Origin of the sequence: Hymenobacter oligotrophus (assembly GCF_003574965.1) — a bacterium.
In the GTDB taxonomy this organism is placed as follows: Bacteria; Bacteroidota; Bacteroidia; order Cytophagales; family Hymenobacteraceae; genus Solirubrum; species Solirubrum oligotrophum.
This window is the reverse complement of sequence record NZ_CP032317.1, coordinates 543408-565039: the sequence shown is the minus strand read 5'-3', so window position 1 is coordinate 565039 and position 21632 is coordinate 543408. Positions and strand designations below refer to the sequence as shown.

The following is a 21632-nucleotide window of genomic DNA, read 5'->3' as shown; positions in this document are numbered from 1 at the left end:
TGGCTTCCTTCTCCCAACTGCACTTCGGTATGAAAAACTTCTCCGCGCAATTGCTATTGCTCTGCTTGCTGCTGCTTGCCCGCACGGGCGCGGCGCAAACCCCCACGCTCATCGGCCTGATTGCCGACGACAAGGGCGCTGCCGTAGGCTTTGCCACGGTGGCCGTGCTGCCGGCGGGCGGCACCACCAGCGTAGGCGGCACCGTGGCCGATGCCAACGGCCGCTTTCAGCTGCCAGCGCCCGCGGCGGGAGCGTACGTGCTGCGCGTTACCTCGGTGGGCTACCTGCTGCTGCAAACGCCCGCGTTCGAGCTGACGGCGGCCGCGCCCGGCAAGGACTTCGGCACGCTTACGCTGCGGCCCGATGCCAAGCAGCTGGCCGAGGTAAACATTGTGGGCCTGCGGCCGACGATTGTGCAGGAGGCCGACCGCATGGTGGTGTCGGTGGAGGGCACGGCCATGGCAGCCACCAACACGGCCTTCGATGTGCTGGCCAAGTCGCCGGGGGTGTTTATCGACCAAGACGGCAATATTCAGCTCAACGGCAAAAGCGGCGTAACGGTGATGCTCGACAACCGCCTGACGTACCTCTCGGGCCGCGACTTGCGCAACCTGCTCGAAAGCATGCCCGCCGCCAACCTCAAAAACATCGAAATCATTACCAACCCGCCGGCTCGCTACGACGCCGAGGGCACTTCGGGCATTCTCAACCTCAACCTGAAGAAAAACACGCAACGCGGCCTCAACGGCAGCGTGTACGGCAGCGGCAACTACAATTTCAAGCAATTTGGCCACACCTACGGCGCCAGCCTAAACCTGAAGCGCGAGCGGTGGAACGGCTTTCTGACGGTGGACGGCTCACGCCGGGTGGGCGGCCGCGATGCCACCTTTACGCGCGTGTTCTACGGCGAGCAAAACACCACGTATTTCAACCAACAGGCCACCGGCAACTTCACCTCGGTAAACCCGGCGGTGGTGCGCCTAGGTGCCGACTACAACCTGAGCAAGCGGCACACGGTGGGCTTTATGGCTAACTACACGCCGCGCAAGGGCGTGTCGGATTTCCTGACGGATACGTACTTGGGCAACTCGCCGGAGGAACCCACGCGCTTTATCGACGCCGACAACATTAGCCGCTCGCGCAACGCCAACTACACCGGCAACCTGCACTACATCGGCAACCTCGATAGCGCGGGCACTACCCTCACGGCCGACCTCGACGCGGTACGGATCGACAACCGCGGCAAGGCCGACTTTTTCAACTTTTTTACCGACCTGGGCACCAACCGCCGCACGCAGGATTTTCTGTACACCAACACCCTCGCCGACCTGCGCATTTACGCCGCCAAAGTCGACTTTACCAAGCCGCTGGCGGGAGGCCACAAAATCGAAACCGGCTTTAAGCTTAGCCAGGTAACGGCCGATAACGACTCGCGCTTTTACTTCAACAACGGGGCACTGGTGCTCGACCCGTTGCGCACCAACCACTTTTTCTACCGCGAAAGCATTCAGGCGGCCTATGCCAACTGGAGCGGCAAGGCCTCGGAGCGGCTGAAGCTGCAGGCCGGCCTGCGCCTGGAAAATACCCGCTCGCGGGGCGAGTCGTACACCACGGGGCAGGTAACGCGGCGGCAGTACCTCAACCTGTTCCCGAGCGTGTTTGTGCAGCAGCAGGTAAACAAGGATTACGACATTGGTTACAGCTACAGCCGCCGCCTCACCCGCCCCAACTACGGCAACCTCAACCCCTTCCGCTTTTACCGCGACCCGTACACCTGGGAGGAAGGCAACCCGTTTTTGCGGCCGCAGTACACGCACGCGTTCCGGGTGGCGCACACCTACAAAAAAACGTACAGCCTCTCGCTGAATTACGACTACCAAACCGGTGTCATTTCCGAAATACCCATTCTGGACGCGGAGGCGGCTACCACCGTCTACACCACCGACAACCTCGACACCGGCCACATCATCGGGCTTACGGGCGTGGCCCCCGCCAAGCTGGCCAAGTGGTGGGATACGCAGAACACCGTGGTGGTTTCGTACCGCAAGTTCAGCACCAACGACGTGAACGGCTTCCTGACCAACGAGCAGCTGTACTACATGCTGCAAAGCAACCACACCCTGCTGCTGCCGCACAAAGTGCGGCTGGAGGTGGAGGCGCGCTACCTAGGGCCCACCGCCTCGGGCCTGTACCAGATCGAGCCAATGCACTGGGTGGGCCTGGCCCTAAAGCGCAGCTTCCGGCAGGATAAGCTCGACGTGAGCCTGAACGTAAACGACCTGTTTAAGGGCTACCGGTACCGCTTTAGCACCAACATCAACGGCAACATCAACGATTTCAACCAATACTTCCGCTGGCGCAGCGTGGGCCTTACGGTACGCTACAACTTTAGCCAAGGCGCCAAGGTGGATGCCAAGCGCCGCAACACCAACCTGGAAGAGCTGAACCGGGCCGGAGGCTAAACGCCCAGCGCGCCGCCCCTCTCCTGCCATATAAGCTAACACCTAACCGAGCACATTATACATACGCTCCTGCACCGCGGCCGAGCCCGGTACCCCCACACAACGGGTACCGGGCTCGGCCGCGGTGTGCATGGCCAAATACGAGGCTTTGGCCGCAATGGCCCGGGTACACGGCTAAAGCAAAAGCCCAAGGCAAAACCTTGGGCTTTTGGGCGGAGCTATGGAATGCGGACATGCCGCGCCTATCGTGCGGCAATTATAATGCCCAAATGGCGTAGCTGGGCCGTACGGGGCTGCTCGGCCAGGCTTGGCGAATTGCGAGGCAACAAAACTTCACGCATCGGCAGACCCGAACCGACACCGGGTGCTTGCATCCCAAACAGCCATATAAATAATATTTAACTGCGAAGTTTTTAGATTTAATTATACTTTAGAGCAACTGATCCTTTCCTTAGGACTACCGCACCAGTATTTGTAAGCTTCCGGTTGTGCCAACGGCACACAACCGGCCTACCCTTTCTGTACCCATTATTTCACCCTCCTAACCGTTTGTATGAAAAACGTTAAGCTTTTGTTGGCCTGCGTAGCGGCTTCGTTTACGCTGCTCACGGGTTGTCAGAAAGAAGCGGATAGCACGATTGCGCCCGCGGTTACGGCCTCCTCTTCGGCCCAGCTCTCCACGGCGGCTGCCATCGAGCGTATTGAGGAGCTGCGGGCCTCGTTGCCCGCCGGGGTTGAAGCCAAATTGCAGCAACGCTCGGCATTGCTGGTGCAAACCGATCCGCAGTACCGTGAGCTGGCCCGGCGCCTGCTGGCCGTTGAGCCTACCCCCTGCGACGACAGCACGCCCCTAAACCGGTGGCTCGACGGGCAGCTTTTCGACTGGAACGGGCGTGTGATTACCTACGCGCTCAACTACGATATGCTGAACCTGCCCTCGTACTACTCTTTCGTGTTCGAGAACAGCTCGGCCAACCAGGCCTTCGGCCAAAACGGCGAGTACAGCCAGCGCCTCACCAAATCGTTTAAGGACCTGCGTCGTTTCTGGACGGTTGAATCGGGCCAGATGGTGATGGTGGCCATGCACGGCAACGTACTGCTCGACCAAGCCAAAATTGCCAAAACGTACGAAGCGGTTTACGGCGTAGACAAAGCCACCGCCGCTACGTTGGCCCAGATTGTAGCGCTGCTCGCCGATCAGATTCCGCAGTACCGCGACGGCAACCACCCGATCTTCTCATTCAACGCCTTCGCGCTCCAGGGCTTCGATTACCCGCCCTTCGCCACCATTCCGGACAAAATCGTGATGGGCGACGGCATTATGGAAGGCTACACCGCCATCGGCTTCGGCGACGTGGCTCCGCAGGCCATTCTGGCCCACGAGTTTGGCCACCAAATTCAGTTTCAGCTTAACTTATTTGGCGAGGAAGAAAGCCCCGCCGCAACCCGCCGCACCGAGCTAATGGCCGATGCCTACTCGGCGTACTACCTCTCGCACGCCCGCGGCGCCGCCATGCAGTGGAAGCGCGTACGCTTGTTCCTGGATGTGTTCTTCAACATCGGCGATTGTTCGTTTGGGAGCGACGGGCACCACGGCACCCCGGCGCAGCGCATGGCCGCCGCCGAGTGGGGCTACAACCTGGCCAACAACGCCCAAAAGCAGGGCCACATTTTGAGCCCGCAAGAGTTTGCCAAGCTGTTTGACGCCCAACTGCCCCAGTTGGTGATGTAGTTGCTGCGCAGCACCTAGCAAAAAGGGCGAACCTAGCGGTTCGCCCTTTTTTGTGCCTGGCCCTAGGTCGTTTTGGTGTCGGGGTTAGTAGCACTTCTGGCAAGCACGCTTGCCCATTTCTTGCGCGGCACCCACGGCCATGGCACGTACCTCGTGCGTGCAGCGGTTCAGGCCGGCGCAATCGTCGGTAGCGTGGTACGCCACCGACGACTTGCTGATGCATACATACACGGTTTGCGCCGTAGCGGCGGGCCTGTTTACGAGGGCTTGCCGGGCAGTCGGCGCGGGCGCGCCAACCCAAAGCAGACCGGCAAGCATTAAAGCGTTGAACATAGATTAAGTAGGTTGCTGGCAAAGGAGCGGTTCGGCCAACCTAGGGATTCGTGCTATTGTATACAAGCATTGCAATACTTATATGCCGAAAACCCGTGCCAGCACGGAGCTGCCTGCCGTGCCGGCCGCCTCGCTTACCTAGGGCCCGCAGCCGAGGCCGCGCAGCGCCGCACGCGCTGTTGCAGCGGGCTTGTGCCGCACCATAATGTTGCCCGGGCTTGCTACCTTGGCTGCGCAATTATGCCCCCGCCACCTAGGCCATGCTTTCTGCCGATAAGCCTCACCATTACGACGACGCCCCCGAGCCTGGGCCCGCGCCCGAGTTGGGGCCGGCGCTGGCTGCACCCGCCGATACCGCCCACCACCCCGACCGGCTCAACCGGGTAATGGTTAGCGGTGCCTGCAAATTGCTGCCGCTAGTTACGTTGCTCAACTCCGTGCAGCGGCAATTGGCGCAGGAGTCGGTTTTTCACATCCGGCGCAAACATATGCAGGCCCGGGTGGCCGAGGCACTGGCCGAGCTGCGCACCGAGCGGCCGCGGCGGCAGGCACTTAGCCAGGCCGTGCAGGCCCTCACCGTACTGGTGCAGGAGGAAATCCGCGACATTCACCGCGACGAGGTAAAGCAAGCCGCCAAGGAGGTAGCCCTGGCCACGCTCAAAAACGCCCCGGCCCTGATCAAAGCAGCGCAACAGGCCCGCTTGCTCTCGTAAGCGGCGTTGCCACCTAGGCACCCGCAGGCTGTGGGTGGCAGGCCGTGCTTGCCGTAACCCGCTATTTATCAATGGTTCTTTTTTGATCAATGAAGCAACTTATACTCTCGCTTGGCCTGCTGCTGGCTACTTGCGGCGTGGTAGCCGCGCAAGATGCCCCTTTAGTTAAAACAGCCGCGCCGCAGCGCATTCGGGTCGATCAGAACTCCGTCGTGACCAATGCCGAAGGCCAGCGCTTGCCCTACCAGGTGTGGAGCACAATGGTAGCATCGGGCGAGTTTAAGCTGGCGGGTGCGCCCAATTACTCGCCGGCCAACCCCGCATTTGTGGTGTTGCCCCAAACCGCCGAGGAGCGTGCCGCCCAAATAGCCCGCATGCCCCCGCCCGACGAAAGTCCGTTTTTTAAAACCGGCCAGGCCATGGCGCCCTTTAAGGTGTGGGACATTAACGGCCGGAAGTACGACAGCAAGGAGCTGTTGGGCAAGGTAGTGGTGCTCAACTTCTGGTTTATTGGTTGCCCGCCCTGCCGCCGCGAAATTCCCGACCTAAACCGCCTGGTGGAGCAAAATGCCCAACGCCCCGACGTGGTGTTTTTGGCCGTAGCTCTCGACGAGAAGTTTGCCGTTCAAAAGTTCATCAAGGAAAACCCGTTTGCCTACGCCCACATTGCCGGCGCCCGCGCCCTGGCGCAGCGCTACGGGGTGCGCGCCTTCCCAACCAACGTGGTGCTCGACAAAGAAGGCAAAGTGGTGTTTCATGCCCTGTCGCACCCCAACATTGCCGGTTTTATGCAAAAAGCCATCGACAACATAAAATAACCCCAACAACGCCACCGTCCGCTGCCCTAGGTAAGCGGCAAGCAAGCAGCTAAGTGCGATGCACCAACTGCTTGAGGCGCTGCACCCAGCGCGGCTCGGCCACTTCGTCTTCGAGCAGAAATGCATAGGGGTGCAGGGCCGGCACGTGGGCGCATACAATCCGGATTACGGCCAGCAAGGGCTCGAACAGAATCATGCCCGGAATGCCCCACAACAACTCGCCCACCACAATGGCCACGATGGTGAACACCGGGCTTAAGTTGAGCCGCGACCCCATGACCAGCGGCTCGATGATGTTGTTGTCGATGACTTGCGCGGCTACCAGCACGCCCACCACCGGCAGCATTTGCCCCGATGAGCCGCTGACCAGCGCCATGGTTAGCGGAAAAAACGCGCCCACAAACGCGCCCACGTACGGAATAAGCGTGGGCAGCACCGCAATCAAACTCAGGAGCAAGGCGTTTTTCAGCCCGATAATGCTAAAGCCCACGCAGTAAATGACGGCCAAAAAAAGCATCGAGAGCAAGCGCCCCGACAGGTACTGGCCCGCCACTTTGGTGATTTCGTTGAGCATTTGGCCCACCTCGGCGCGGCGCTCGTTGGGAGCGAGCTGCAGAAAAAACTTGCGAATTTTGGCGCGGCCCCAAATCAGGAAAAACAAGTAGAGCAGCACCAGCACAAAGCCGCTGAGCAGCCCCCCAAAGCTTTTGAGCGATACGGTGAGGTAGCGGTTGGCCGATTGCGCCAGCTTGCTCACCTGCTCTTGCACAAACTTTATTTGCTGTGCCGGCGCTACCCCAAACTGTTGCTGAATCCATTGCTGGGCCTGCGCCAACAGTTGCTGCAACTTCTGCTGAATTTGGGGCAGCTGCTCGGAAATGTTGGCCGCCTGCACCCCGATAATGAAAATGCAGCCGCCCACGAAAGCCAGCAGCAGCACCACGCACAGCAGCGCCGCGCCCACCCGCCCTAGGTGCCACCGCTCGAGGCGGCTGGCCACGGGGGCCAGCAACATGGCCAGCACCGCCGCAAACGCCAACGGAATCAGAAACACCCGCCCGAAGTACAACACGACCACGCTCAGCACCCAAAGCAGCAGTACTTGGTTGGTGTGGCGCAAAGAGAGGTTTCGGAGTGGCATACGCGGGCAACGTTGGGGTAACCCGGCATACGGGGCCGGGCCGGCCAGTGGCTGCCGAGGTTGCGATTAATTTTATTGCCCAGACCCGCAGAAGCTCTGCCGAATAAGCCCATTCGGCTGGTGGCGCCTTGCCAGAGCAGCACGGCGCCGCTGTGCATTCAGGCTGATATACCCTCTGGCTCTTGCGGCGGAGCCGAGGTATTGGGCATAAGCTACAAGCGGTTCCTTTTAGCTTTGCTGTCGGCAAGCGCGCCTCCCCATTTATGAACTGGCTCGACCACCGCTACTTGGCAACCGGCACCCTCCGGCAGCAGCAAGCCCACGCCGCCTTGCAGCAGCTCGACCTGTGGCGCACACTTGCCCCCTACACGCCCGCGTTGGCCGGCACCATTCCGCTGGGCATCGACACCCCCGCCAGCGACGTGGACGTGATTTGCGAAGTACCCGAGCAAGCACAACCCCAGTTTGCAGCCCTGTTGCAGCACCACTACGCGCGCTTTGGGCACTACCGCCTGAAGCACAAAGCAGTGCGCGGGCTGCCCACCGTAGTATGCGGGTTCAGCTACCAAGGCTTTGTCATTGAAGTATTTGGGCAAGGGCAACCCGTGCGGCAGCAGTATGCCTACCGGCACATGGTAGTAGAGCACGCTGTGCTGCAAGCGGGCGGCGCTGCCTGGCGGACGGCCGTGCGGCAGCTCAAGCTACAAGGCCTGAAAACCGAGCCGGCGTTTGCCCACCTGCTGCACCTCCCCGGCGACCCGTACGAAGCCCTGCTAACGCTCGAACAACTGCCCCCGCACGAGCTGGCGGCCTACGTAGCGTCACTTCGGCTGGAACGCTAGCCACGGCTGCGCGCCCGCAGTTGGCAACCTCGCCCTGGTAATTGCTCTACCAACCAAATCATGCCCGCGTTGCCGCTATTCCAAAGGCTTGGTCGCACCCTGGCACGCCTCTGGGCATGTGGCCTACGCCTCCTTGAGTCAGCTCCCAGGTACTCACTCAACCAATGCCACCTAGGAGGTTACAACCACCAACGCGGAGGACAACACCTCCCGCTGTAATTACCGGTGCGCGCCCGATTGCCAGGCGGCAGGCCGTTGCGCTGGATGCCGGGCGCTCGGCGTTGGGCCAGAACCTAGGACCACTCCGGACCCATGCCGCTAGAATTGGGCCTTGCCCCTACCTTTGGGAACACATTCTTTTGCCATGACGCTGACCTGGAGCACCAAGCCTTTCGCCGCCCTCACCTTAACCGAGCTTTACGATCTGCTGCAGCTGCGCAGCGAGGTTTTTGTGGTGGAGCAAACCTGTGCTTTTCAGGATATCGACGGCATGGATCAGCAGGCGTACCACTTACTGGGCTACACGCCGGCCGGCGAGTTGGCCGCCTACGCCCGCCTTTTCGAGGCTGGGCGCTCCTACGAGCAGGTTAGCATCGGGCGGGTCGTGGTAAGTCCCAAGTACCGCCGTTACGGGCTGGGACGCAACCTCATGGGCCAAGCCATTGCGCAATGCGAAGCCCTGTTTGGCCCGCAGCCCATCAAAATTGGGGCGCAGTATTACTTGCGCGCCTTTTACCGCAGCTTTGGTTTCGAGCAGCTCGACGACATTTACCTCGAAGACGGCATCGAGCACATTCATATGCTGCGGCCCTAGGTGGCTGTTGCCAAGCAAAACCCCGCGGCCCCGCGGCTTGCCTGGGCAAGCCGCGGGGCCGCGGGGTTTTAAGTAGTAGCACCGTACAAGCTGCTCTTCTCCGTTCAGGCAGCTACAGCCACGGCCGCGCAATGGCCGGGCCGGGAGGGCTAGGCAGCTTGGCTCAGGGCGGCGCGCTGCGGCGCGGGCGCCGTGCTGCGAATGCGCTTCAGGGCTTTGTGAACCGTGAGGGTGCAAATGCGGTCGGTGTGGCCCAGCTCCACAATGCGTTGCGCGAGCAAAGCCAGCGTCCAGCGTTTGCCTTTGGCGGGGCCTTGGCCCTGCGTAAGCTTACGCAGCAAAAGCTCCAGCTCGGGCGTGAGCTTGTTGGGGGCGCCGCAGCGGGGCACCTCGTGCAAATACCCGCGGAAACCCTGCTGCGTAAAGGCCCGGCGCATGCTGTACACGCGGTCGATGCTGAGGCCCAGTACCTCGGCCGATTCTTGGGCCGAGAAATTGGCCAGCCAATGCTGCAGCACAAGGGCGCGGTTGCGCTGCTGCTTGGAAAGCGTTTCGGAGTTAACGAAATCGGCTAGGTATGCCTGCTGCTTGCGGGTAAGCTGTAAGGTGTAACGCTGACGGCCCATTGGTAACGAAGACTAAAAGCTAACGATGTGTTTTGGGTGGAAAAGACACAAGGGTTGGTGCATGAGCAGCGCCCGAACCAGGGTTTTGCGGCCCGCCCCACTGGTGCAAGCGGCTGCTCACTTGCCAAATGTAGGCGACTTAAATATTCTGTGCAAACGTTTGCATAAATCAAGCGTTGAGTTCGTCCTTGTGCCAGCGGCGTCGGGCCGTTGCCGGCGGTGGTTTTTTCAGCGGCCACCGGCGCAAACCCAAGCCCCGGCAATAGTTGTTGTTACTTGCAGACAAGGCGCGGGCCAAGCCATGCGGCTTCAGTACCCGATTTCGCCGAACTTGCGGGCTCATTTCATACTCAGCACTCCCCAGTGGCTACTCGTCGCGCTTCCATATCAGACCTCGCCAAGCAGCTTAATCTGTCGGTTTCCACCATTTCGCGGGTGCTCAACAACCACCCCGCCATCAGCGACGCTACCAAAAAGCGGGTGTGGGAACTGGCCAAGCAGCTCAACTACCAGCCCAACCACCTGGCAGCGGCTTTGCGCAAAGGCCGCAGCAATACCCTAGGTGTGGTGGTGCCGCACATCGACGGGCACTTCTTCGCGTTGGTGCTCAAGGGCATCGAAACCATTGCCAACCTGGCGGGCTTCAACGTGATGATTTGCCAGTCGAACGAAAACGAGGGGCACGAAAAGAAGAACATTGCCACCTTGCTCAATGCGCAGGTAGATGGCATTTTGGTGTCGGTGTCGCTGACGACGCGCGACTTCAGCCACTTCGACGAGGTGCGGCGGCGCAACATTCCGCTGGTGTTTTTCGACCGCGTGGTGGAAACGCCCGAGGCCAGCGCCGTGGTGCTCGACGACTACCAGGGTGCCTACCAGGCCGTGTCGCACCTTATTGAGCAGGGCTGCGCGCGCATTGCGCACCTGGGCGGCCCCCAGCACGTGAACATTTGCCAGAACCGCTACCGCGGCTACCAGGATGCGCTGCAGGCCCACGGCATTGCCTACGACGAAGCGCTGGTGCACTTCTCTAACCTCTCGATGCAGGACGGCCACGACGGCATGGAGCAGTTGCTGCAACAGGCCCCGCAGCTCGATGCCGTGTTTGCGGCCAACGATTTATCGTTGGTAGGCGCCATGCAAGTGCTTAAACAGCACGGGTTGCGCGTGCCCAATAACGTGGCGCTGGCGGGCTTCAGCAACGAACTGTTTTCGTCGCTCACCGAGCCCAAGCTCACGTCCGTTGATCAGCGCTGCGAGGAAATGGGCCGCACGGCTGTGCACTTGCTGCTCGAGCTAATGGCCCAAAACGAAAACGATGAGAAGCTAACAGGCCGGCAGATTACGCTGCAGCCCGAGCTTCTCATCCGCGAGTCGTCGGAGCGGGTACCGGCGGCCTAGGTGGCTGCCGGCCCGCTGCCAAGCTTAAGTTAGTTCAGGAAAACCTCGGCCACCACGGCAAAGCGGTGCGGCGCAAAGGCGTTGTAGTAAGGTGCTTCAGCTTGAAAACCAAGCACATGTACCAGCTCCATGCCCTCGAGCTTGCTGGCTACCAAGCGCACGGGGTACACTTTGCCTTCCTCCGGCCAGTCGCCTACATGGTTGCCGGGTCGGTTGTCGGCATCGATGCAAATGGCGTAATGCAAAACGGGCTCCAGCCGCGTGGCTTCGGCCAGGGTTAGGTTGGCTACTTCGTAAGACATATCGGCAAGATAAGCCTTCTGCCGAGAGATAGGTTCCCAGGGGCGGGCCTGCAACTTACCACTCAGCAGATCAGCTGGTTTCGTTGCTGGCACCAACCCAACGCAGCGCCTACCGGCGGCACAAACCCCGCCCGCGCACAACCCCGAGGCCACCGCCCGGGTTACACACGCGCACCCCAACCGCACCGCATGGCCACCACTCCTTGCCCCTGGGCCAACCAAAACCCGCTGCAGCGCGCCTTCCACGACCACGAGTGGGGCGAGCCGGTTACCGACGCCGGCATTTTGTTTGAGTACCTCGTGCTCCACTGTTTCCAGATCGGGTTCGACTTTCCGGTGGTGCTCAGCCGGCGCGAGGCGTTCCGCGAATTGCTGGCCGGTTTTGAGCCCGAGCGCATCGCCCGCTTCGGGCCCGACGACATTGAGGAGCTGCTCCTCAACCCCCGCATTTTGCGCAACCGCCGCAAGCTAGAGGCCACCGTGCAAAACGCCCGCGCCTGGCTGCAGCTGCGCCAAGCACTCGGCGGCGACCTAGGACTGCTGCGGTTTTTCTACGGCTTTGTAGGCGGCCACCCTGTTGATAACCAACGCAGTGCTGTCAACCCAACGCCGCTCTCCAGCACCGCCAGCGAGGCCCTTAGCAAGGAGCTGAAACGGCGCGGCTTTACGATGACGGGCCCGGCCACCTGCTACAACCTGATGCAAACCGCCGGCTTGGTTAACGACCATTTGCTGAGCTGCCCCCGCCACGCCGAGTGCCGCGCGCTGGCTGCCGACTTCAAACTAAGCGCCGGCACCTAGGGCCCGCCGCGGCCACGCCAGCGGCCAATGCACGCGGTAGCGCACATATGCGTAGCTTAAGCTGCCCGCCCGGCCCAACCCAGGGCCTCGCCGATGCCCCTTGCTGCCATGCTCGATATCGTGATTGACGCCCGCCCGGCTGCCATCAGCGCCGGTTTCAACGTGCGCCGGATTTTGCCTTTTCGCCTGCGCCGCATGGTGGGGCCGTTTATTTTCATGGACCACGCCGGCCCCGTAACGCTGGCGCCCGAGCAGCGGCCCAACCTCGATGTGTTGCCCCACCCGCACATCGGGCTGTCAACCGTCAGCTACTTGTTTGGCGGGCAGGTAACCCACCGCGACAGCCTTGGCGTGGAGCAAATCATCCGGCCGGGCGAGGTGAACTGGATGACGGCCGGCAGCGGCATTGCCCACTCCGAGCGCTTCGAAGACCCGGCCACGCTGGCCGGCGGCAACCTCGAAATGATCCAGACCTGGGTGGCCTTGCCCGAAGCCGACGAAGAAACCGCTCCGGCCTTCGCCAACTACCAGCCCCGCGAGTTGCCCGTGTTTACCGATACGGGCGTGTGGATGCGCCTGATTGCCGGCAGCGCCTACGGCCTGCGCAACGCGGTACGCACCCACTCGCCCCTGTTTTACCTGCACGTGGTGCTGCAGCCTGGCGCCCGGTTTGGCCCGCCGCAAGGCTACCCCGAGCGCGGCGCCTACGTAGCCAAAGGCAGCGTGGAGGTGGGCGGCCGCACGTACACGGCGGGCCAACTGCTGGTTTTCTCGCCCGGCCACGACCCCATCCTGCTCGCCCGCGAAGCCAGCACCCTGATGCTGCTCGGCGGCGAACACCTAGGCGACCGGTTTATCTGGTGGAACTTCGTGTCGTCGCGCCGCGAGCGGATTGAGCAAGCCAAGGCCGACTGGGAAGCCGGCCGCATTGCCCTGCCCCCCACCGACAACGCCGAGTTTATTCCGCTGCCGCACGAGCGCAGCAAGCCTGCCGGCACTGCCGCTCCCGAGCCCTTGTCGTGACGGGTACCTAGGGGCCGCCGTGGCTCCTAGGCCAATGAGCAAAACAGTAAGCGCGGCGGTTAATCCGCGGCTTTGGCTTCGGCTTCCTCCAGCTCCTGCTCGTGCTCTTCGGCGGTGGGGCGGCCGTGGCGGCGGTCGAGCCAGTTCATCACGGGCGTGGCCAGTACTCCGTGCAAGGTAATCGAGAGCAACATGCTGAAACCCAAGATGGCCCACAGCTCCTCGGCGTGGTCGAAGGCGCCTTTTTCCAGCGCGAAGCTGAGGTAAAACACCGAGCCAATGCCGCGGATGCCAAAAAACGCAATAACCCACCGCTCGGCGTTGTTGACGCGCTTATCGCCGAGCAGCGTGAGGTAGCCCGCCAATGGCCGGATTACCAGCACCAGCAGCAGCCCCACGGCGGCGCCCGCCCAGGTTAGGGGTTTCAGCAAGCCGCTGGCCAGGCTGCCGCCAAACAGCACCAAAATCACCACAATGAGCACGCGCTCCATCTGGTCGGTGAAGGCGTGCATGTGCCGGTGATACTCGTGCTTACGCTCGCGGCTGCGCACCGTAATGGCGGCCACAAACACAGCCAGAAAACCATAGCCGCGCAACAGCTCGGTGGCGCCGTAGCTTGTAAGCGTAACGGCCAGGGCCACAAACCCGTAGCCGCTGGGCCTGATGCTGATTTTTTTGGGCAGGTTGAAGATGAGGTACGACAGCAATTTGCCCGACAGCCAACCCAAGCCCACTCCCGCCGCCGTGCGGTACAGCACATCGTACCAAGCCCACTGAAACACGCGCCCAGCCAGTGGCTCGGCGGCAGGCAACAGCGCCAAAGCCAGGTACACAAACGGGAAAGCCAAACCGTCGTTCAGGCCGGCTTCGCCGGTGAGGGCAAACCGCACGTTGTCTTCGCGCCCCTCGCCCGGGTCGCCCACTTGCACGTCGCCGGCCAGTACCGGGTCGGTGGGGGCCAGGGAAGCGGCCAGCAGCAAGGCCGAGGCCACGCTCAGGCCCGCCACGCCCCAGGCCACCGCCGTAAGGCTCCCGATGCTCAAAATCATCAGCACCGACACCAGCAGCAGCGGCGTGCGCCACGTGCGGAGAGAAAACGGCCGGTCGATTTTCAGACCTGTGCCCGTAAGCGCCACAATCACGCAGATCTCGGACAGGTGCGTTACCAACGGCTTGTGCAGCAGCGGCTCGGCCGCGGGCCAGCCCAGCGGCAGCGCGTACACGCCCAAGCCAAAAGCAATAAACAAAACGGGGTACGAAAGCGGATACTTGGCCAGCAACGAAGGCAGCCAGGAAACGCCCAAAATAGCTATGCCTAGCACAGCCAGCATTACGGGGTAAAGCGACATTGATAGAGCGGTGTGGTACTGCAACCCGAAGCTGCATTGCGACGCTACTGCCTACGTACTTTGGCGCGCTGTGGCCAAATTGCCGGCCCGGCGCCTGCCCACGCCCGGGCAAAGGCCACTCGGTACGCGGCTGCCCATGCCCTAGGTGCCCGCGCTGCCGGGCCGGCTAGCAACCCCAGCGCGCGTTGGGTACCATGCCGCTGGCCGCTGCGGCGGGCTTGTTGTACGTTTTCCATTGGCGTTATTTCTGGCGCAGGTAATTAGCCTGAGCACTGAAGACACTGGCGCGCGTCTTAGCCCGCAGGGCGCGACTCGGGCCGGCGCGTGGGTGGGAGTCTCCAGACTTCCATCATCCGGGTAGTTTTCCACCACAGCCATCGTCGGCGGCACGGGAGTCTGAAGACTCTCATCCATACCGCAGCACGGGTCGCGCCCTGCGGGCTAATGCTCGCGCCAGGAATCCGCTGACCTGATGCCCCCACGGCAAACCTTAGGTCCCTAAACGCCCCGGTGCCCATTGGCACCCCTTGGCTGACAATGGGCACGACGCCTGCTCCAGCGCCGCTCCCAAATGCCGGGTTTCCGCTAATTTGTGCACCGCAGCCGGCCGCAGCTGCCTTCTCCCCTGTTCTTAAATCAAACTCACTCGATGCGAACTGCTACCGCTGCGTTGCTGCTTGGCACGTTGTTGCTGACCGCGGCTTCGGGCCCCGCCGACACTGCCCCCGTTGAAGCCCTCAAACAGCAGGCCCTGAAAGACTTGGAAGGCAGCTACGCCGACTACCGCAAAGTGGCCCTGCAAATTTGGGACTACGCCGAGGTGGGCTACAAAGAAACCCGCAGCTCGGCGTTGCTACAGAAAACGCTGCGCGCCAATGGCTTCAACGTGCAAGCTGGCGTGGCCGAAATACCTACGGCATTTGTGGCTACCTACGGCAGCGGCGAACCGGTAATTGGCATATTGGCTGAGTTTGACGCCCTGCCGGGTTTGTCGCAGCAGGCTGTGCCGGCCAAGCAGGCGGTGGCGGGCCAAGATGCCGGCCACGGCTGCGGGCACCATTTGTTTGGGGCGGCCAGCGTGGCGGCGGGCATCGAGCTGAAAAAGCTGCTGCAACAACACAAGCTGAAAGGCACCATTAAAGTGTACGGCACGCCCGCCGAGGAGGGCGGCAGCGGCAAAGTGTACATGGTACGCGACGGGCTGTTCAAAGGCGTAGATGCCGTGGTGCACTGGCACCCCGCCAACGAAAACCGCACCATGCTCAACAACTACTTGGCCAACTCGTCGGCTAAGTTTCGCTTCCGGGGCGTATCGGCGCACGCGGCCATGGCGCCCGAGCGCGGGCGCAGCGGCCTCGATGCCGTGGAGGCCATGAACCACATGGTAAACCTGATGCGCGAACACGTGCCGCAGGAAACCCGCATTCACTACGTAATTACCAGCGGCGGCAAGGCTCCCAACGTGGTGCCCGATTACGCCGAGGTGTATTACTATGTGCGCCACCCCAAGAAAGACGACGTGGCGGCCATTTTTGCCCGCGTGGTGAAAGCGGCCGAAGGCGCCGCCCTAGGCACCGGCACCTCCATGGAGTACGAAGTTATCGGCGGCACCCACGATTTGCTTCTGAACGAAACGCTGGCCAAGGCGCTGCAGCAAAACCTTACGCGCGTGGGCGGCGTGCAGTACTCGCCGCAAGAGCAGGAGTTCGGCCGCAAAATTCAGGCTTCGTTTGGGTTCGCGGCGCCGCCGCTCGAAGCCGCGGCCAGCATCAGCCCCTACACCATGCACGAGGGCGGCGGCAGCACCGACGTGGGCGATGTTAGCTACACGGTGCCTACCGTGGGCCTGGAGGCGGCCACGTGGGTGCCCGGCACCGCTGCGCACAGCTGGCAGGCCGTGGCTTGCGGCGGCACCGAAATCGGCACCAAAGGCATGCTTGTAGCGGCCAAAACCATGACGCTTACCGCTCTTGATTTGCTCACCAACCCTGACCTGCTCAGCCAAGCCAAGGAGGAGTTCAATCAGGACATCGGCAGCTACCAGTACAAGCCGCTGCTCGGCAACCGCAAGCCCGCCCTCAATTACCGCGACTAAGGCAAGGAGGAACGCGGCCATAGCGCGGACTTTGGCTACGCCGACCTGCGGTTGTAGTCCGCGTCCCGGGATAGTAATTTTTGTTTTCGGACCTATGGCATCCGGTGTAGCGCGGACTTCAATCCGCGTTGGCGTGAACGAAATCGTTGGGGCGAAACCGCGCATCACCGGCTGTTCTGGCAAACGCGGGCTGAACCGCAGGAAGGCGGCGTAACCAAGTCCGCGCTACAGCCCTAGGTGCATTTCGGTTTAGCTGGGTGAAAGGTTGTCCTCTGCTCAGGACCGATTGCTTCGCTTTGCTCGCAATGACAGCTTGGGGAACGGCGCTACGGCTACACCCCAGCCAGCACTTGCTCGTGCGAGCGGTGCAACGACGACTCCCGTACAATTAGCTCGGGCTTGAGCACCACGTGGGGCGGCGTGTAGGCCGGGCCGCGCTTCAGCAGCTGCAAGAACAGGCGCACGGCGGTTTCGCCCATTTGCTCGGCCCGCTGGTCTACTACCGTCAGGCGCGGTTGCGTCATCAGCGTAAAGGGCTCGTTGCTGAAGCAGTCGAGGGCTACGTCTTGCGGCACGCGCAGGCCGTGTTCGCGCAGCACCTCCAGCGCGCCCACCGTCGGGATGGCGTAAGCGGCAAATACACCGTCGAAGTTGGCTTGCAGGCCGAGCAAGTGCTGCATGGCCTCGCGGCCGGCCTCGTGCGTGAGGGCCGGCAACGAATACACCCACCGCTCGTCGAAGGGCAAGCCGTGGGCCTGCAAGGCCTCGCGGTAGCCCAAAAAGCGGTTGCGGCTGGTGTTGAGGTGCTGCGGCCCGGCCACGTGCGCTATGCGCGTGCAGCCCTGCTCGATGAGGTGCGTGGTGGCGTGGTAGGCGCCCTGGAAATCGTCGAGGATGACGGCCATGCTCTGCTCCAGCTCCGGCACGCGGTCGAAAAACACCAAGGGCGTGCCGTGGCGCCGCACCTGCTCGAAGTGCGCTACCTCGGCAAAGGTGGTGGCCGAAACCGACACCAAAATGCCCTCGACTTGCGCATCAAGCAGGGCCTCTACGTTTTGCTGCTCGCGCCCTAGGTCCTCGTTGCTCTGGCACATCATCACTTTAAAGCCTTCCTGGGTAGCTACCTTCTCGATGCCGTTCATCACGGCCGGAAAGAAGTACCCTTTGATGTGGGGCACGATAACGCCGATGGTTTGGCTACGGCCCTTGCGCAAGGCGGCAGCCAGCTGGTTGGGCCGGTAGTTGAGCTCCTGCGCCAATGCCTGCACCCGCGCCTTCGTGGCGTCGCTGATGTCTTTGTGATCGGACAAGGCGCGCGAAACGGTGGAGGTGGACAGGTTGAGCTGGCGGGCTATATCCCGAATAGAAGCGTGAGGCTTTTTGGCTGACATAGGAGGACGGGGCAAACAATAGGAAACCGCACGTCGGTTATGCAAAATTCATAACCTGCAGCCGGTTCGGAAACACGCGAGCCGGAATACAAGATAAAACATGCCGTTGTTTTTGGGCGAATAGTCGTTTGATAACGGCTAAACTACCTGAAATTGCCGCGCTTACGCTCGTTTAATCGAACTCGCAGCTGCGGCATTTTGCTTTGCTTTTGTATGGAGTATTTCGTTGCCACGAACTCGGTAGTGCGCACCATTTGGGGCAAGGCCGACACCGTGCTCTTCATTTTTGCCGGCTCGGCGGCTGAGTTTGCGCTGAACAAGGCCGTCGATTGGCTGTATTTCACAGGTAAGCTGCCCGCCGACCCGCTGGGCCGCCTGTTCTCGACGGTGGAGTACGCCCGCCGCATCGTGTTTGCCGAGCGCGACGCCGCCAACCGCGCCATCGATACCATTGCCGCCATTCATGCCGGCGTGGAGGCCAAGCGCGGCACCGCCATTCCCGACTGGGCCTACCGCGACGTGCTGTTTATGCTCATCGATTACTCCATCCGGGCCTACGAACTGCTGGAGCGCCCCCTTACCCTCCCCGAAAAGGCAGAGGTATTTGATGTGTTCGGCCGCGTGGGCCGGCGCATGGGCATACCGGGCTTGCCGGCTAATTACCCCGAGTGGGTGCCAATGCGCGAACAGCACTTGGCCGAGCACCTCGAGCACAGCCGATTTACCACTGATTTGTATAGGCAGTACCGCCGCCACCTAGGTGCCTTGCGCTACCAGCTGCTGCGCCAAGCTCAGCTGATGGTAACGCCGCCGCAAGTGCGCCAGCTGCTGCCGCTGGGCAGGTTTCCGTGGCTGCGCCCCGTCATGCCGCTGTACCGCCACACGCAGCATCTTAAACTCAGCCAATGGGCCAAAATCGGCTTGTTGCCCGCCGAATACCGCGCCCAAATCCTGGCCCTCGACCACGAGCCCGTACCGTCGATGCACTAGCCGTTGTCGACGAAGATCAGTGCTTCTTGGGCTTGAACAGTTGGTAGTATTGCCCACGCAAGTGGCTTGCCGCACCGCCAACTGCTGAGTTTCGACTGTAGCTACTAGGTGCTGATGTTGGCGGCCATTGGCCCCGCCAGTGCCCGTGCTGCTGGTGCCCGTAACGGGACCTCAGCCCACCAAGGCCCAGCCGGCTGCGTACCAAGCCGACAAAAGAGCACGCTTGTAACTGACGCCCACAACCCCTGGGCCCCGAACGCACACGGCGGCCCTAGGTACCTAGGGCCGCCGTGTGCGTTCGAAGCAAATAGCTTGTGCTACTCTGCCCGCAGGTTATTGATTGGGTTAGCCGTAGCGGCCCGCACTGCCTGGTAGCTCACCGTCAGGAAAGCAACGGTGCCGGCAGCAACGGCCGCCACCACAAAGGCCCACAGCGGCATATCAATGCGGTAGGCAAAATCTTGCAGCCACTTGTGCATCACGTACCACGCCACCGGGAAGGCAATAATAGCCGCCACCAATACCAGCTTTAGGAATTCCTTCGACAACAGCCCTACAATGGTCGAGACGTCGGCGCCCAGTACTTTCCGAATGCCAATTTCTTTTTTGCGGCGCTCGGCGGCGTAGGTAGCCAAGCCAAACAGCCCCAGGCAGCCCACAAAAATGGCAATGCCCGTAAACACCCACAGCAGCGTGTTCAGCTTGTCTTCGGCCCGGTACATTTCTTCGAAGTTGTCGTCGAGAAACTTGTATTCGATGGGGCTTTCGGGGCTGAACTTGGCCCACACTTGCTTCACGCCATCCACCGAGCTGCCGAGGTTGTCGGACTTTATCTTCACGGCTACTTTCCAGTACGCGCCGGGGAAGATCTGCAGCACGGCAGGCTCCAGCTTGTCGTACAGGCTCTTGTAGTGGAAATCCTTTACCACGCCAATCACTTTGCCTACTTTCAACGAATCGGGGTTGCGGTCGTTCCATACCTCCCACTCGAGGCGTTTGCCCAGGGCCTGCTGCGGCGTGCCGAAGCCCAGCTCCTTTACGGCCGTTTCGTTGATGATGAAGGCTTGGTCTTTGTCGGTAGTCAGCTCTTTCGAAAAATCGCGGCCGGCCACCAGCTGCAGACCTAGGGTTTTCAGGTAGTCGTAATCAACCATCAGCTGCGTTACCGGATGATCCTTCCGCTCGCCGTTGGCAGGCACGATAATGCCGTCGCCGGCTACTTGGTCGCCGGGGAATCCGTAGCCGATGCTGGCCGACACCACGCCCGGCACTTGCTTCAGCTCGTTCTTGAACGCCTCGTGCTGCTGGTTCATGTTTTGGCCGCGCATCGGGAAGAACATGATCTGCTCGCGGTTGAAACCCAGCTCCTTGTTGTGCAGGTACGACACCTGCCTGAACACCACCAAGGCGCAAATAATCAGGAACACCGACAAGGCAAACTGCACCACAATCAGCCCGTGGCGCAACCACTGCACCCGGCCAAAAATGCCATCGGTAACCACCGCGCTTTTCAGCACTTTCACGGGCTTAAAGCTCGATAGTACCAACGCCGGATAGAAGCCGGCCACCAGGCCTACCACCACCGTCAGCAGCACCAGCACGCCCAGCAGCGCGGGGTTGGCGAGCAAATCAAATTCCATGGTTTTGCCCGTGAAGGCATTGAGCGCGGGCAGCAGCAAGGAGGTAAATACCGCCGCCAGCACCACGCTCACCAGCGTGAGCAGTACCGTTTCGCTCAGGAATTGCAACATTAGCTGTTGCTGGCTGGCGCCAATGGTTTTGCGCACGCCCACTTCCTTGGCCCGCTGCATCGATTTGGCCGTGGCCAGGTTCACGAAGTTGAAGCCCGCGATGAGCAGGATGAACACGGCTATGAGGCTGAGCGCCTTCACGTAGGTAATGTTGCCCTTCACCGACGAATCGTACTTGAAGTTGGACGAATACAGGTGTATTTGGTGCAGGGGCTGCAACACCGGTACGTTCGTGAGCTTCTCGTCGGGGGGCAGCGTGGGCTGTACTTTATCGTTCAGGTAGGCCCGCAGCTTGGCTTGCGTTTGCTTGGCATCGGCGCCGGGGCGGAGCTTCACGTAGGTAAAAAACTGCTGCCAACCCCACTTTTTCATGCGCTCGGCCGGCAGTTCGGCCGCCGCCAGCGGAATGATGAAGTTGACTTTCAGGTGAAACTTGTCCAGGCTGTTTTCCAGTACGCCCGTTACGTTGAAAGTCGACTTATCGACTTTAATCTCCTTGCCAATGGGGTTTTCGTCGCCGAAGAAGTTGCGGGCTACCTCCTCCGTCAGCACAATGGAGGTAGGGGCACTCAGCGCTTTGGCCGCCGAGCCGTACTTAAAGGGCAGCTGAAACACATCGAAAAACGTGGAGTCCACCATCAGGTCGTCTCCCACGTAAATTTTCTTGTCGCCTACTTCCAGCAGATTCACCGAATTCTGCATCAGGATGCGCATGGTTTGCTCCACTTCCGGAAACTCCTGCTTGAGCGTGGTGGCGAACATGGGCGCAACCGGCGCAAACGTTTCGGGTGCGTCGGTTTTGGTCTGCTGGGTGTACACCCGGTAAATCCGTTCGCCGTCGGGCACGTTCTTGTCGAACTGCAGCTCGTCGTGCACAAACAGGCCAATCAGCAAGCAGGCCGTAATACCTAGGGCCAGGCCAGAGATGTTGATAAGGGAAAAGCTCTTGTGCCGTACCAAGTTGCGGTAGGCCACGAGAAGGTAGTTCTTGAACATGGCTGTGGAAGTTGAGCAGCTGATGCGTTAGCTAGGGCTTGCGGCGCGGCTG

Annotated in this window: 18 protein-coding genes; 11 read left to right on the top strand and 7 right to left on the bottom strand. The window is 61.2% G+C overall.

Translation table 11 applies throughout. The features are described from left to right. The first annotated feature begins 29 nt into the window (after positions 1 to 29). Together D3Y59_RS02330 and D3Y59_RS02325 are read left to right on the top strand one after the other, a co-directional pair. Entirely contained in the window at positions 30 to 2462 is a 2433-nt protein-coding gene (locus D3Y59_RS02330; RefSeq protein WP_119443581.1) for an outer membrane beta-barrel family protein, read from the top strand. Positions 2463 to 3015: 553 nt separating this feature from the next. Then, positions 3016 to 4194 (top strand): neutral zinc metallopeptidase, encoded by a 1179-nt coding sequence (locus D3Y59_RS02325; RefSeq protein ID WP_119443580.1) that lies wholly within the window; start codon positions 3016 to 3018, stop codon positions 4192 to 4194. 84 nt (positions 4195 to 4278) lie between these two features. On the opposite strand, the gene D3Y59_RS02320 is transcribed toward D3Y59_RS02325, so the two are convergent. After that, a complete protein-coding gene (locus tag D3Y59_RS02320; protein WP_119443579.1) occupies positions 4279 to 4527 on the bottom strand; it encodes a hypothetical protein in 249 nt (82 codons plus the stop codon). A 260-nt stretch (positions 4528 to 4787) separates the two neighbouring features. Here D3Y59_RS02320 and D3Y59_RS02315 point away from each other — a divergent pair, with 260 nt between their 5' ends. Continuing rightward, positions 4788 to 5240 (top strand): hypothetical protein, encoded by a 453-nt coding sequence (locus D3Y59_RS02315; RefSeq protein ID WP_119443578.1) that lies wholly within the window; start codon positions 4788 to 4790, stop codon positions 5238 to 5240. A gap of 89 nt (positions 5241 to 5329) precedes the next feature. After that, entirely contained in the window at positions 5330 to 6058 is a 729-nt protein-coding gene (locus D3Y59_RS02310) for a TlpA family protein disulfide reductase (protein ID WP_119443577.1), read from the top strand. 49 nt (positions 6059 to 6107) lie between these two features. Here the strand turns inward: D3Y59_RS02310 and D3Y59_RS02305 are convergent, their stop codons facing one another. Beyond that, positions 6108 to 7199: an AI-2E family transporter gene (locus D3Y59_RS02305; RefSeq protein ID WP_119443576.1), complete on the bottom strand. Its 1092-nt coding sequence runs from the start codon at positions 7197 to 7199 to the stop codon at positions 6108 to 6110. A gap of 263 nt (positions 7200 to 7462) precedes the next feature. Between D3Y59_RS02305 and D3Y59_RS02300 the strand changes: the two genes are divergently transcribed. Both D3Y59_RS02300 and D3Y59_RS02295 read left to right on the top strand, forming a co-directional pair. Further along, positions 7463 to 8041 carry a DUF4269 domain-containing protein gene (locus D3Y59_RS02300; RefSeq protein WP_119443575.1) on the top strand — a complete coding sequence of 193 codons (579 nt, stop codon included), beginning with the start codon at positions 7463 to 7465 and terminating at the stop codon, positions 8039 to 8041. Between the two features lie 364 nt (positions 8042 to 8405). Continuing rightward, positions 8406 to 8855: a GNAT family N-acetyltransferase gene (locus D3Y59_RS02295; RefSeq protein WP_119443574.1), complete on the top strand. Its 450-nt coding sequence runs from the start codon at positions 8406 to 8408 to the stop codon at positions 8853 to 8855. 149 nt (positions 8856 to 9004) lie between these two features. Here D3Y59_RS02295 and D3Y59_RS02290 read toward each other — a convergent pair whose 3' ends face one another. Then, positions 9005 to 9481 carry a helix-turn-helix domain-containing protein gene (locus D3Y59_RS02290; RefSeq protein ID WP_119443573.1) on the bottom strand — a complete coding sequence of 159 codons (477 nt, stop codon included), beginning with the start codon at positions 9479 to 9481 and terminating at the stop codon, positions 9005 to 9007. Positions 9482 to 9844: 363 nt separating this feature from the next. Here D3Y59_RS02290 and D3Y59_RS02285 point away from each other — a divergent pair, with 363 nt between their 5' ends. Then, on the top strand, positions 9845 to 10882 hold the full coding sequence (locus tag D3Y59_RS02285) for a LacI family DNA-binding transcriptional regulator (RefSeq protein WP_119443572.1): 1038 nt from the start codon (positions 9845 to 9847) through the stop codon (positions 10880 to 10882). Between the two features lie 29 nt (positions 10883 to 10911). On the opposite strand, the gene D3Y59_RS02280 is transcribed toward D3Y59_RS02285, so the two are convergent. Next, positions 10912 to 11184 (bottom strand): hypothetical protein, encoded by a 273-nt coding sequence (locus tag D3Y59_RS02280; protein WP_119443571.1) that lies wholly within the window; start codon positions 11182 to 11184, stop codon positions 10912 to 10914. Positions 11185 to 11373: 189 nt separating this feature from the next. Between D3Y59_RS02280 and D3Y59_RS02275 the strand changes: the two genes are divergently transcribed. Next, positions 11374 to 11985: a DNA-3-methyladenine glycosylase I gene (locus D3Y59_RS02275; protein ID WP_119443570.1), complete on the top strand. Its 612-nt coding sequence runs from the start codon at positions 11374 to 11376 to the stop codon at positions 11983 to 11985. A 108-nt stretch (positions 11986 to 12093) separates the two neighbouring features. Further along, positions 12094 to 13008 carry a pirin family protein gene (locus D3Y59_RS02270; RefSeq protein WP_119443569.1) on the top strand — a complete coding sequence of 305 codons (915 nt, stop codon included), beginning with the start codon at positions 12094 to 12096 and terminating at the stop codon, positions 13006 to 13008. 59 nt (positions 13009 to 13067) lie between these two features. Here the strand turns inward: D3Y59_RS02270 and D3Y59_RS02265 are convergent, their stop codons facing one another. Next, entirely contained in the window at positions 13068 to 14357 is a 1290-nt protein-coding gene (locus D3Y59_RS02265) for a cation:proton antiporter (RefSeq protein ID WP_119443568.1), read from the bottom strand. 649 nt (positions 14358 to 15006) lie between these two features. Here D3Y59_RS02265 and D3Y59_RS02260 point away from each other — a divergent pair. Then, a complete protein-coding gene (locus D3Y59_RS02260) occupies positions 15007 to 16452 on the top strand; it encodes an amidohydrolase (protein ID WP_119443567.1) in 1446 nt (481 codons plus the stop codon). 332 nt (positions 16453 to 16784) lie between these two features. Here D3Y59_RS02260 and D3Y59_RS02255 read toward each other — a convergent pair whose 3' ends face one another. After that, positions 16785 to 17843, bottom strand: coding sequence for a LacI family DNA-binding transcriptional regulator (locus D3Y59_RS02255; RefSeq protein ID WP_119443566.1), 1059 nt, complete (start codon positions 17841 to 17843; stop codon positions 16785 to 16787). A 213-nt stretch (positions 17844 to 18056) separates the two neighbouring features. On the opposite strand from D3Y59_RS02255, the gene D3Y59_RS02250 reads away from it, so the two are divergent. Continuing rightward, positions 18057 to 18833: an oxygenase MpaB family protein gene (locus tag D3Y59_RS02250; protein ID WP_119443565.1), complete on the top strand. Its 777-nt coding sequence runs from the start codon at positions 18057 to 18059 to the stop codon at positions 18831 to 18833. Between the two features lie 317 nt (positions 18834 to 19150). Here D3Y59_RS02250 and D3Y59_RS02245 read toward each other — a convergent pair whose 3' ends face one another. Further along, positions 19151 to 21580 carry an ABC transporter permease gene (locus D3Y59_RS02245; protein WP_119443564.1) on the bottom strand — a complete coding sequence of 810 codons (2430 nt, stop codon included), beginning with the start codon at positions 21578 to 21580 and terminating at the stop codon, positions 19151 to 19153. Positions 21581 to 21632 lie beyond the last annotated feature (52 nt).